Below are 13,493 nucleotides of genomic sequence, written 5' to 3'. Positions count from 1 at the left end.
TCCTCATATATACTTCCCAAATAATAATTCTAACGAAGGAGAATAGATGGAAGAAATTATTGAAGCCTATACAGGGGTTACCTCTGAAGGGAAGAAGAGTAGAACACCAGCAACATTAGATAAAGCATTAACTGCTTCAGGTGTACTACTTGCGATTTTTATGATGGCACATATGTTTTTTGTATCAACAATATTATTTGGTGAAAAAACAATGTACACAGTAACAAAAATGTTTGAATTGGATTTCATTTTTGATGGAGGCTTACCTATTATAGTAAGCGTATTTGTTGCAATAGTAACTATAATCTTTATAGTTCATGCAATTTTAGGTGTTAGAAAGTTTCCAACTTCATATAAAGCTTATTTAAAAATAAGAGAACACTCTAAAATGATGAAACATTCAGATACATCAATGTGGATGTTTCAATGGATTAGTGGTTTTATAATGATGTTCATAGCTATGATTCACCTTTATATTATGTTTACTCAACCTGAAAATATTGGGCCATATGCAAGTTCACACAGAGTAGTAAGTGAGAATATGTGGCTTTTATATATGGTTCTTCTTATCTGTGTTGAATTACATGGGTCAATTGGGCTATACAGAGCTGCAATGAAATGGGGATGGTTTGATGGTAAGAATCCTAAAGAGACTAGACAAAAAATGATTAAAGCAAAAAAATTTGTAAGTATCTTCTTTTTAGCTTTAGGAGTTGCGACATTACTTACATACGTTAAAATTGGTGTTGAAAGAGCTGATCATCTTCCAATGAAATATAATCCAAATAATTCAATAGAAATAACAAAGTAAAGGTGTAACTATGAAAATTAAATATTGTGATGCATTAGTTATTGGTGGAGGATTAGCAGGATTAAGAGCTGCTGTTGCTGCTGCACAAAAAGGTTTAAGTACAACAGTTTTAAGCCTTGTTCCAGTTAAGAGATCTCATAGTGCTGCTGCACAAGGTGGGATGCAAGCTTCTTTAGGTAATGCAAAGATGAGTGAAGGTGACAACGAAGATGTACACTTTACAGATACAGTAAAAGGTTCAGACTGGGGATGTGACCAAGAGGTTGCAAGAATGTTTGTTACAACTGCACCAAAAGCGATTAGAGAGTTAGCGTCATGGGGTGTGCCTTGGACAAGAATTAAAAGAGGTAATCACGAAGCAGTTATCAATACAAAAAGAACAACAATCTTTGAAGATAATGATAAACATGGACTTATCAATTCAAGAGACTTTGGTGGTACAAAAAAATGGAGAACCTGTTATACCTCAGATGCGACAGGACATACAATGTTATTTGCAGTTGCAAATGAGTCATTAAGATTAAATGTAAATATTGAAGATAGAAAAGAGGCAATTGCATTAATTCACCATGAGAATAGATGTTATGGAGCTATTGTAAGAGATTTAATCACAGGAGAGATAGCTGCATATGTTTCAAAAGGGACATTAATTGCAACAGGTGGTTATGGAAGAATCTATGAAATCACTACAAATGCAGTTATTTGTGAAGGTATTGGTACAGCTATTGCTTTAGAGACAGGTATTGCAAAACTTGGAAATATGGAAGCTGTACAATTTCACCCTACTCCACTTTTCCCATCAGGAATCTTATTAACAGAAGGTTGTAGAGGAGATGGTGGAGTTCTAAGGGATAAAGATGGTCATAGATTTATGCCAGATTATGAACCAGAGAAAAAAGACCTTGCAAGTAGAGATGTTGTTTCAAGAAGAATGATGGAACATATGAGAAAAGGGAAAGGTGTAGAGTCACCATATGGAACTCACCTTTGGTTAGATATCTCTATTTTAGGTAGAGAACATATTGAGAAAAACCTTAGAGATGTACAAGAGATTTGTGAATACTTTGCAGGGATTGACCCAGCAGATGAAGGTAGAAAAGGTTGGGCACCAGTTCACCCAATGCAACACTACTCAATGGGTGGAATTAGAACAAAACCAACAGGGGAATCTCCAACTTTAAAAGGTTTATTTAGTGCAGGTGAAGCAGCTTGTTGGGATATGCATGGATTCAATAGACTTGGTGGTAACTCAGTATCTGAGACAGTTGTTGCAGGTATGATTGTTGGTAACTACTTTGCAGATTTCTGTATCGAAAATCAAATTGATATTAAAACAGAAATTATAGAAAAATTTGTATTTGAGAAAGAGGCTTATATGAAAGAGCTTGTTTCAAAAGATACAGGTGAAGATGTATTTAGAATTAAAAACAGAATGAAAAGAATTATGCAAGAGTATGTTGGTATCTTTAGAGATGGTGAAGGTTTAGAAAAAGCTGTTTCTGAGTTAGAACAATTGTATGTTAAATCAAAAAATGTAGCAGTTAAAAATAAACAACTTAGTGCGAATCCTGAATTAGAAGAGGCATATAGAGTTCCAATGATGTTAAAAGTAGCACTTTGTGTTGCTAAAGGGGCATTAGATAGAACCGAATCAAGGGGAGCTCATACAAGGGAAGATTATCCAAAAAGAGATGATGCAAATTGGTTAAAAAGAACTCTTACTTCTTGGAAAGAGGGAGATTTAATGCCAACTGTTGAGTATGAACCATTAGATATTATGAAAATGGAGATTCCTCCAGGGTTTAGAGGTTATGGAGCAAAAGGTAACCTAATAGAGAATCCTCAAAGTGCGATAAGACAACAAGAGGTTGATGAGATTAGAGAAAAAATGGAATCAGAAGGTAAAGATAGATATGAGATTCAAGAAGCATTAATGCCGTTTGAATTGCAAAGTGAATATAAAAGAGTAAATATAAGATTAGGGGATAAATGATGGCTAGAGAATTAACAATAAAAGTACTTAGATACGACCCACAACAAAAAAGTAATGGTTCAGTAAAGGCCTATTTCCAAGAGTATAAAATTAAAGAAGCAGATAGTATGACAATCTATCTTGCTCTTACACAAATTAGAGAAACGCTAGATGCAGGTCTTAGCTTTGACTTTGTTTGTAGAGCAGGAATTTGTGGTAGTTGTGCTATGATGATTAATGGTAGACCAAAGTTAGCTTGTAGAACACTAACAAAAGATTTGCCAAATGAGATTATTTTACTACCTCTTCCTACATTTAACCTTATTAAAGATTTATCTGTAAACACTGGTGTTTGGATGGATGCTATGAGTAAGAGAGTTGAATCTTGGATCCATTCATCAAAAGAGATTGATATTGCAAATATAGAGGAGCCTGTTGAGCCTGAAGTTGCGGATGCGGTATTTGAACTTGATAGATGTATTGAGTGTGGATGTTGTGTTGCTGGATGTGGTACTAAACTTATTAAAGAGGATTTCGTTGGTGCGGTTGGACTTAATAGAGTTGCTAGATTTGAGTGTGATCCACATGATGAAAGAACGATTGATGATTATTATGAGTTAGTTGGTGATGACAATGGTATATTTGGTTGTATGACACTATTAGGTTGTGAAGATACTTGTCCTAAACATTTACCTTTACAAAACAAAATAGCTTATATGAGAAGAAAACTTGCTACTGTTAAAGGTTCGTAAGAAAATATGTGAATGAAACTTAAATGAAAAAAGTTTTAATTTTATTCAAATCTAATTAGAAAAGGAGATTAAAAAAAGAAAAAAGAAAAACACAATTAGCTTCTTATAATAAATTTAACTATCCCCAAAAAAGCCTTAGAATTTTAATCTAAGGCTTTTTTTTATTCTAAAAATCAAAAATTTTTCAAAAAACTGAATATTTATTCATATAAAGTATTAATTTATAAAAAACATCACTTTTAGTTCATTTTAGAGGATTAAAATTCTTTTAATAAAAAATAAATCTTAGTTTAAATATTTAAGATTCATTTAAATAAACTAAAAAAGGATATAAAATGACTGTAAGAATGGAACACGACTTAATTGGAGACAGAGAGATTCCAAATGAAGTCTATTATGGTGTGCAAACATTAAGAGCGAAAGAAAACTTTAATATCACAGGAGTAACACTTTCTCAGTTTCCTACATTTATTACTTCAATTGCTAAAGTAAAAAAAGCTTGTGCATTGGCAAACAATGAATTAGGTTTATTAGAAGAAAACAAAAAAAATGCAATCTGCGAAGCTTGTGATGAGATTATTGCTGGAGCTTTACATGATCAATTTATTGTTGATATGATTCAAGGTGGAGCTGGAACTTCTATTAATATGAATGCAAATGAAGTTATTGCTAATAGAAGCTTAGAGATTTTAGGTCACAATAAAGGTGAGTATGCTTTCTTACATCCAAACAATGATGTAAATAAATCTCAATCAACAAATGATGCATATCCAACTGCATTTAGAGTTGCTTTATATGAAAAACTATACGAATTAGCTTCTTCAATGACAATTCTTAAAAACTCTTTCAGTAAAAAATCTGATGAGTTTAAAGATATTATCAAAATGGGAAGAACTCAACTTCAAGATGCAGTTCCAATGACATTAGGGCAAGAGTTTCACTCATTTGCAACAATGATTGAAGAAGATATTCAAAGATTATTTGAGTGTCAACAACTTGTAAGAGAGATGAACTTAGGGGCAACTGCAATTGGTACAGGTATTAACTCTCACCCAGAATATGCTCGTTTAGTTGAACAAAAATTACAAGATGTAACAGGAAGACCATTTAAAACTGCAAAAGATTTAGTTGAAGCTACACAAGATACTGGAGCTTATGTTCAAATTTCAGGAGTTTTAAAAAGAATCGCTACAAAAATCTCAAAAATTTGTAATGACTTAAGACTTTTAAGTAGTGGTCCTAGAGCAGGATTAAATGAGATTAATCTTCCTGCAATGCAACCAGGTTCATCAATTATGCCAGGTAAAGTTAATCCAGTTATTCCAGAAGTTGTAAATCAAGTTGCTTTCCAAGTAATTGGAACAGATGTAACTATTACTATTGCTAGTGAAGGTGGTCAACTACAACTTAATGTATTTGAACCAGTAATTGCTTACAACTTATTTAATTCAATCAATATGATGAAAAATGCATTTGAAACACTTGCAGAAAAATGTATTTGTGGAATTACTGCAAATGAAGAACATTGTAAAAATTTAGTTGTTAATTCAATTGGATTAGTAACTGCGCTTAACCCACATATTGGTTATGAAAATTCAACTTCTGTGGCAAAAGAGGCATTAGATAGTGGACAATCAGTTTATGACATTGTTCTAAAAAGAGGTCTTTTAACACAAGAAGAACTTGAAGACATTATTAAACCAGAGAATATGATTAAACCAAGATTAATCAAATAACTCTTAATAAAAAACCAAATAAAAGGAGAAGAAGATGTTAGGTTTAGAAATAATCGTTGTATTAGGCGCAATCTTTTTAGGTGCTCGTATGGGTGGTATTGGAATCGGTTATGCGGGAGGGCTAGGAGTATTAATCCTATGCCTCTTCTTCGGACTAACCCCAGGTAGTATTCCAATTGATGTTATTCTAATCATTATGTCAGTTATTGCTGCAATTGCTGCAATGCAAGTTGCTGGTGGTTTGGATTATATGGTTAAAATTGCAGAGAATATTTTAAGAAAAAACCCAAAACATATTACATATTTAGCTCCAACAGTTACATATTTTATGACAATTTTGGCAGGGACTGGACACACTGCTTACTCAACACTTCCTGTTATTGCAGAAGTTGCAAAAGAGCAAGGTATTAGACCTTCAAGACCTTTAGGTATTGCAGTTGTTGCATCACAAATCGCAATTACTGCTTCACCAATCTCTGCAGCTCTTGTTTTCTTAAGTGGTATTTTAGAACCTCTAGGTGTTGGTTATATTGATATCTTAGCAATTTGTATTCCAACTACTTATGCTGCTTGTATGATTACTGCTTTTGTTAGTAACTTTTTAGGTAAAGAGTTAAAAGATGATCCTGTTTATCAAGATAGACTTGAAAAAGGTCTTGTTAAATTAAGAGGTGAAAACAAAGTTGAAATCAAAAAAGGCGCTAAATTATCTGTTGCTATTTTTGTAGTTACTATTCTTTCAGTTGTTACTTATGCAACTTTAATTAGTAAAAAAGTAGGAATTATCGTTGATCCTTCTCTTCCTAGAAATGAAGCAATCATGGTATTTATGTTAGCTTGTGCAACTCTTATTGCTATTTTTTGTAAAGTTGATACAGGAAAAATCATTAGTGCTTCTACTTTTAAATCTGGTATGAGTGCTTGTATTTGTGTACTTGGTGTTGCTTGGTTAGGTACAACTTTTGTTAGTGCTCACTTAAATGAAATCAAAGATTTAGCAAGTACTTTATTAAATCAATATCCATGGATGTTAGCTGTTGCACTATTCTTTGCAAGTATGCTTTTATATTCTCAAGGAGCAACTACAAAAGCTCTTATGCCTGCAGCTCTTGCTTTAGGTGTAGATCCTGTAACAGCGATTGCTTCATTTGCAGCTGTAAGTGCACTATTTGTACTACCAACATACCCTACTTTATTGGCGGCTGTTGAGATGGATGATACAGGTTCAACAAGAATTGGTAAACTTGTATTTAATCACCCATTTATGATTCCAGGTGTTTTAGCTATTACATTAAGTGTAATTTTTGGATTTATTTTAGGTGGAATGATTTTATAAAACTTGAATCTGTAGGAAGAAGATATTTTAAAGGTATCTTCTTCTATTAACAAAATCTATAAAAAGGAAAAAACGATGAAAAATATTTTAGGCAAAATTACAATGTTAACATTAGTAGGTGCTTCATTTTTGATGGCAAAACCAAATATTACAATTCTTGCAACTGGAGGAACAATTGCAGGATCAGGTGAATCTTCTGTAAAAAGTGCATATTCAGCTGGTGCTGTAACTGTTGATAAATTATTAGCTGCCGTTCCTGATATTAATAAAATGGCAACAATCAAAGGTGAACAAATTTCAAATATTGGTTCACAAGAGATGACAAATGAAGTTTGGCTAAAACTTGCAAAAAGAGTAAATGAATTACTAAAAAAAGATTCTGTAGATGGTGTTGTTATTACTCATGGTACTGATACAATGGAAGCTACTGCGTACTTTTTAAACTTAACTGTAAAATCAAAAAAACCAATTGTTTTCGTTGGTGCAATGAGATCAGGTTCTTCTATGAGTGCTGATGGGCCTCTAAATCTATATAATGCTGTAAGTGTTGCTATTTCTGATGCAAGTAAAAACAAAGGTGTTGTAGTTGTAATGAATGATGAGATCCATGCAGCAAGAGAAGTTACTAAAACTAACACTTCTTCTGTAAACGCTTTTGCTTCTGTTAATACTGGAAAAATAGGAACTGTTTATTATGGAGATGTACATTACTATATGCAACCACTTAGAAAAAATACTATAGATAGTGAATTTGATATTGAAAAAATTGATAGTTTACCAAGAGTTGATATTCTTTATGGACATGCAAATGATAGTGCTGTATTAGTAGAAGCAGCAGTTAAAGCTGGTGCACAAGGTATAGTTCATGCTGGTATGGGAAATGGAAATCTGTTCCCTAGAACACAAGAAGCTCTTTCAATTGCTAGCAAAGATGGAATTATTGTAGCAAGAACTTCAAGAGTAGGAACAGGAAGAACAAATCTTCATGGTGAAGTTGATGATGAAGCAAATGGTTTCATTGTAACTGACAATTTAAATGCACAAAAAGCAAGAGTTCTATTGATGTTAGGATTAACAAAAACTCATAATAGAGCAAAACTTCAAGAGATGTTTTTTAAATATTAATTAATAAAAGGGAGATTTACTTCTCTCTTTTATATATTTAGATAAAATACAAAATTTTATCGAAGGGATATATAATGAAGAAAAAATTTTTCCTACTTTTTACCTTTTTACTATTAACAAATATCTCACTATTTGCTAAAAATCCAAATATTCTTATTATAAACTCCTACCACAGAGGTTTTGAATGGAGTGACAAAATCATAAATGGAATGGAAAAAGTCTTTTATGGTACAAAAATAAATGCTAATGTTTTATATATGGATTCAAAACGAATCGCCTCAACAAAATATTATAAAGAATTAAAAGAACTATATCTAGTTCAATTAGAAAAATCAAAATATGATTTAGTAGTTGCTATTGACAAATTTGCTTATGAATTTGTATTACAAAATTATAAAGAACTATTTACCACTGAACCTGTATATTTTATTGGAATTGAACAATATTCCAAACAAGAGGTTCAAAAATATAATTTAGAAGATAAAGTTTCAGGTCTGCTTGAAAGAAGAGCTATAGAAGAGATGACAACTTATATTTACAAAATGATACCTAAATTAGAAAAACTATATATAATAAATGATGGAAGTAAAAATGGGGATGACAGTGATCCTTTTATAACAAATGCCATAGAAAATTTGCATAAAGATATTAAAATAGAATATATAAGAGAATCAACGATAGATGATCTTACAAAAAAATTTTCAGTTTATAAAAAAAATGAAGCTATATTTTTTATCAGATTTTACAATGACAAATATGGTGAGCTATACAAAAATAGTGAGATTGCAACTATGATAGATAATTGTAAAATACCTGTTTTTTCAACAGATACTCTTTTTATAAACAAAGGTTCTGTGGGAGGAAAATTAGTAGATATTAATAGCTTAGGTAAAAGTGCAGGAGATGATATTTTAAATATCTTAAATAAAAAACTAAAAACTCCTTTTACAAGAATCCACGAAGATTATGATTTTATATTTGACTATAATAAATGTAAAGAGTTTGGAATCAAACCAGAACTATTAAAAGTAAAATTCACTTATATAAATGCTCCAAAATCATTTTTTGAAAAATATAGAAAATTTATTGATACTGTTTTTGTTGTATCTCCTTTTCTTGTTTTGTTGATTTTGGGACTAATACACAATCTTTTTTTAAGAATACAAAAATCAAAAATATCTCAACAAAGAATTCAATTGGATAAAATTCTATTAAATGCTATTGATAGTCCTATTGTATGGCAAGACAATTACGGAAATATTGTTGAATATAATACAAAATTTAAAGAGTTTATGGGCTTTCTATCAAAATGTAAAAAAACAACTTTTTCTGAATGTATGCAATATTACAAAAACATACCTATAAAACAAACTTTAGAGCCTTTTTTTGATGAAAGTTTGGGAGAGAATCAACTAGTTATAAAAGATAATAAAGGGAAAGAGAGAAGTTATTTAATAAACCAAGAAAACTATGTGGAAGATATTTATCAAACACGTGGAACAGTTACAGTATTAACAGATATTACAAAAGAGAAACAAGCAATTAAAGAGAGAGCTAAAAACCAAGAGTTTATAATTCAACAGAGTAAATTAGCCGAGATTGGTGAAATTTTCTCTTCAATTGCCCATCAATGGAAATCTCCTTTAGTAGAAATTGCAACAATTGCCCAAGAGCAGTTATACAATAAAGAGGGAGAAATAGATGAAGTTAATAGTAAATATGTAAATGATATTATGTTTCAAGTAAAATACATGACTGAAACAATTAACAGTTTTCAAAAATTTATTATGCCATCAACCAAAAAATCAATCTTTGATATTAGTGAATCTGTACATGAGATGCTCGAAATAATTAGACACAATATGAAATATAATTATATTACTGTAAAAGTAGAAGTAAAACCTAATACAAATCTGATGATTTTAGGTTATAAAAATGAATTAATGCAAACTCTACTTAACATAGTAAATAATGCGAAAGATGCTATTATAAAACTAAAAAGTAAAGAAGATTCAAGAAAAGGAGTAATCAATATAAATATAGAAAATATAGATAACTTAGTTCAAATTGAGATTCAAGATAATGGTGGAGGAATACCTCAAAAACATATAAATAAAGTTTTTAATCCATATTTTACTACTAAAAAAAATGGACATGGAATTGGACTTTATATGGCAAAAGTAATTATTGAAGATAAAATGGGTGGAAAAATAAAAGCCTCAAATGCAAATGATGGTGCAATACTTACTATACAATTGGAGACATACAATGAAAATACTAGTTTTAGAGGATAATGAAAGATTATGTAAACTAATAGAAAATGCTTTGGGAAAACATGGATATATAGTTGATTGTATCTATGATGGAGAAGAAGCATTAGATAAGATATCAAATGGCTATGGATGTTTTATTTTAGATATAAATGTTCCAAATTTAGATGGAATTTCGGTGTTAGAATCAATAAAAATGTTTCATAAAGATACTCCAACAATAATCATTAGTTCAAACCATGATTTAGAGAAAATCCAAAAATCTTATGAAACAGGTTGTGACGATTATCTCAAAAAACCTTTTTTTATGTATGAACTTATCCAAAAAGTTCAAAAACTTTGTAGTACAGAATCTTATCTTTTAGATTTAGGAAATGGGTTTATTTTTAATTATCAAAAAAGATATTTAATGAAAGATAATGAAGAGGTGACATTGGCAAAAAAAGAGATTTTACTCCTTGAATTATTGGCAAAAGATATTCAAAGAACTTTTAGTTTTGAAGAGATTGAAGAGTATGTTTGGGAGGGAGAACCCTCATCTTTGATAAATATTAGAGCACTAATTAAAAGAATAAGAAAAAAAATACCTGAAGAGGCAATTAAGATTGTTAAAGGGGTAGGATACTCAATGAATGCAAAAAATATTAAAAAAGAACTTTAAATAATTTTTGTACTTTTGTTTAAGGAATATCCCATTCCTTTGACAATTGTTATTCCATTTTTAGGAAGTTTCTTCCTTAAACGTTTTATCATTGTACGTATATTTATAAGGTTTGTCTCTTCGCCTTCCCAAACATACTCTTCAATCTCCTCATAAGTTGCCAAATGATGTAAATCTTTTACAAAAAGTTCTAAAAAAAGAATCTCTTTTTTAGTAAGTTCTATCTCTTTATCATCCTTATATAAAAAGTGATTTTGCAGATCATACTTATAAACTTCATCAAATTGTAAATATCTTCCTTGAATACTACATAATTTTTTTACTTTTTGGATAAGTTCAAAAATATAAAAAGGTTTTTTGAGATAATCGTCACAACCTGTTTCATAAGATTTTTGTATTTTCTCTAAATCATGATTAGAACTAACAATTATTACAGGTGTCTGGGAATGATTCATCCTAATATATTCTAAAATAGTAATACCATCCAAATTTGGAACATTTATATCTAAAATAAAACATCCATAACCATTCCCTAATGCTTCCAAAGCCTTATCACCATCATTAAAACACTCTACTTTATATCCCTCTGAAACTAAAGCTTGTTTCATCACATTTGATAATCTGTCGTTGTCTTCAAGAATTAAAATTTTCATATTCTTTGTCCTAATTTTATAGTAAATATTGCGCCATCTTCCACATTCCTAACAAATATCTGCCCATCCATTTTATCTTCGATAATTACTTTAGTCATATAAAGACCTATTCCATGCCCATCCTCTTTAGTTGTAAAATAAGGTTCAAAAATTTTATACGGATTCTCATTTTTTATTCCACCTGCATTATCTTTGATAGTTATAATTAACAAATTATTTTGATTAAAAATTTTAATCTCTATTCTTCTGTTTTTGTAGTCTTTACTAAGTAATGCATCTTTTGCATTATTAAGTATATTTAAAACTGATTGCATAAACTCATTTTTGTATCCATATACATTAAGATTTGTATTCTCTTTTATCTCAAGGTCTATTTTTATATTATTATACTTCATATTATGACGAACAATATGAAGCATCGATTTTATTGCATCTTCAATATTAAAACTGATTTTTTTATTTGAAGGCATTATAAATTTTTGAAAATCATTAATTGTATCAGTCATATATGTTACTTGATTCATAATATCTTTTACAAAGCTATCATCCTCTTTTATCTCTTTACAACTTTTTGTATAAAAAAGTTCTTGTGCAATTGCAGTTATCTCAACAAGTGGTGATTTCCATTGATGGGCAATTGAAGAGAAAATTTCTCCAATCTCTGCTAATTTACTCTGTTGAATAACAAACTGTCTATTTTTTTGTTGTTCTAAAATAATCTCTTTTTCTTTTGTTATATCAGTAAAAATTGTAACAAAACCTTCTGAATTACTCTTTTTATCTTTGAATTTTTCTTGTTTTAAAAGATATATTCTAGTTTTAGCATTATCATCCATATACTTAAACTCATAATTTTCATTTACATCTTTTCTATAATTTTCTAAAATTTCAATTATCTTTCTAACACTATCTAACTCTTTAAAATCTTCAAGTTTCTTTCCATATAAAGTTTTACCCTCCACTTTTAATAATTTACAAAAATTGTTATTTGCTTCTACAATTATACCTGTTGAATCTTCCCAAAAAATTGGACTATCTATTGCATTTAAAAGAGTCTCATCAAACTCTATTCTCTTTCTTAAATCTTTTTCAATTCTTTTTCTCATATATATATTATGAACAAGTCCCAAAATAAGAAAAACTAAAAAAGGTGAAATTGTAAAAACAAAGTTGATAAATCCTCTATGTTTATCATAAAAAGTTACCCTTTTATTAACTAAGGTATAAGGAACTTTTAAAGCATCTACAGGAAGGGTAAACTCGCTTAATTTTGTGGAATCAAAAACATACTGCAAATCATCTGAAACAACAATTTTATGTGGTTCTCCTTCTAAAATATCAAGGGCCATTTTTCCAGACTTTTCACCAAATTTAAAGAGATCTATAATTTTTCCTCCAGTTGCACCCTTTTTTATAAAAATTGAGTCTGTTACAAAAATTGGTATTTTTGCATTTTTAATAAAATTTGAAATTGCTTGATTTTTATTTAATTCTCCATTACTATTTTTATAAAATCTTATAAACAATGCTGCAGTTGTTTCATCCCTTTTGGAGAATCTTTTTATTAGGTTTTCTAAATTATCCTCTTTTAAATAACTTAATTCAAAACTCCCGTTAAAGCTCTGAATTAACTCATCTATTAAAGGTTCTGTATGAAGAGCATTTAAACTTTTGTCATTGATTATATAAAGTTTTTTCATGCTAGGAAAAATTGTACGAATAATATCTACATTTCCTTGTAAATCTCTTCTTTCAAGAAGTGCCGAAACTCTGTTTTCTACACCAAATCTTTTTGCTTTTTCATATGAAAAATTCTCTATTCCTACAGCCAAAATGGGTTTATTATTAAAAAAATCTTTATAGATATCCAACACAAAATCATAGGCAAATCTATCAATAGCCATTACCAAATCATATTTTCTATTTTTTAGCTGAACTCTATATAGTTTTTTCAAACTATCATAATACTCTTGGGAAGTAACTCTTTTAGAATCCATATATAAAGTGTTTATGTCTATATCTGTCTTAGGATAAAGAACTTTTTCTATCCCTGCTATTATTTTATCACTAAATTCATAACCTTTATGATATGAATTTATAATCAGTATAGAACTGTTTGCAAACAAAAAAGATTGAAAAATTAAAAATAAAAACAACTTCTTCATAAAAGTTATTAT

Annotated in this window: 10 protein-coding genes; 8 read left to right on the top strand and 2 right to left on the bottom strand. The window is 29.7% G+C overall.

What is annotated here, in order from left to right; all coding sequences use genetic code 11:
* The first annotated feature begins 46 nt into the window (after positions 1–46).
* The 8 genes from AEBR_RS01960 (at position 47) to AEBR_RS01925 (ending at position 10,663) form a co-directional block, all read left to right on the top strand.
* Positions 47–811 carry a fumarate reductase cytochrome b subunit gene (locus AEBR_RS01960; RefSeq protein ID WP_129088450.1) on the top strand — a complete coding sequence of 255 codons (765 nt, stop codon included), beginning with the start codon at positions 47–49 and terminating at the stop codon, positions 809–811.
* 10 nt (positions 812–821) lie between these two features.
* Positions 822–2,804 carry a fumarate reductase flavoprotein subunit gene (locus AEBR_RS01955; RefSeq protein ID WP_129088449.1) on the top strand — a complete coding sequence of 661 codons (1,983 nt, stop codon included), beginning with the start codon at positions 822–824 and terminating at the stop codon, positions 2,802–2,804.
* A complete protein-coding gene (locus AEBR_RS01950) occupies positions 2,804–3,535 on the top strand; it encodes a fumarate reductase iron-sulfur subunit (RefSeq protein WP_172658834.1) in 732 nt (243 codons plus the stop codon). The genes AEBR_RS01955 and AEBR_RS01950 overlap by 1 nt, the downstream gene beginning before the upstream one ends.
* A 335-nt stretch (positions 3,536–3,870) precedes the next feature.
* The gene (gene aspA, locus AEBR_RS01945) at positions 3,871–5,271 is read left to right on the top strand and encodes an aspartate ammonia-lyase (protein ID WP_129086223.1); all 1,401 of its coding nucleotides are present in this window, start codon (positions 3,871–3,873) and stop codon (positions 5,269–5,271) included.
* Between the two features lie 34 nt (positions 5,272–5,305).
* Entirely contained in the window at positions 5,306–6,607 is a 1,302-nt protein-coding gene (locus AEBR_RS01940) for an anaerobic C4-dicarboxylate transporter (RefSeq protein WP_129086222.1), read from the top strand.
* Between the two features lie 102 nt (positions 6,608–6,709).
* Complete coding sequence (locus AEBR_RS01935) at positions 6,710–7,732, top strand: type II asparaginase (RefSeq protein WP_420370941.1); 1,023 nt, start codon at positions 6,710–6,712, stop codon at positions 7,730–7,732.
* 74 nt (positions 7,733–7,806) lie between these two features.
* The gene (locus tag AEBR_RS01930) at positions 7,807–10,026 is read left to right on the top strand and encodes a sensor histidine kinase (RefSeq protein ID WP_129086220.1); all 2,220 of its coding nucleotides are present in this window, start codon (positions 7,807–7,809) and stop codon (positions 10,024–10,026) included.
* Complete coding sequence (locus AEBR_RS01925; protein WP_128981181.1) at positions 10,001–10,663, top strand: response regulator transcription factor; 663 nt, start codon at positions 10,001–10,003, stop codon at positions 10,661–10,663. Before AEBR_RS01930 ends, AEBR_RS01925 begins: the two co-directional genes overlap by 26 nt.
* On the opposite strand, the gene AEBR_RS01920 is transcribed toward AEBR_RS01925, so the two are convergent.
* The gene (locus AEBR_RS01920; protein WP_129086219.1) at positions 10,660–11,316 is read right to left on the bottom strand and encodes a response regulator transcription factor; all 657 of its coding nucleotides are present in this window, start codon (positions 11,314–11,316) and stop codon (positions 10,660–10,662) included. The genes AEBR_RS01925 and AEBR_RS01920 overlap by 4 nt on opposite strands.
* On the bottom strand, positions 11,313–13,481 hold the full coding sequence (locus AEBR_RS01915) for a sensor histidine kinase (RefSeq protein ID WP_129086218.1): 2,169 nt from the start codon (positions 13,479–13,481) through the stop codon (positions 11,313–11,315). The genes AEBR_RS01920 and AEBR_RS01915 overlap by 4 nt, the downstream gene beginning before the upstream one ends.
* Positions 13,482–13,493 lie beyond the last annotated feature (12 nt).

This window comes from Halarcobacter ebronensis, from assembly GCF_013201825.1.
Lineage (GTDB): Bacteria > Campylobacterota > Campylobacteria > Campylobacterales > Arcobacteraceae > Halarcobacter > Halarcobacter ebronensis.
The sequence above is the reverse complement of the archived record's forward strand: the minus strand, read 5'-3'. Positions and strand labels throughout refer to the sequence as shown.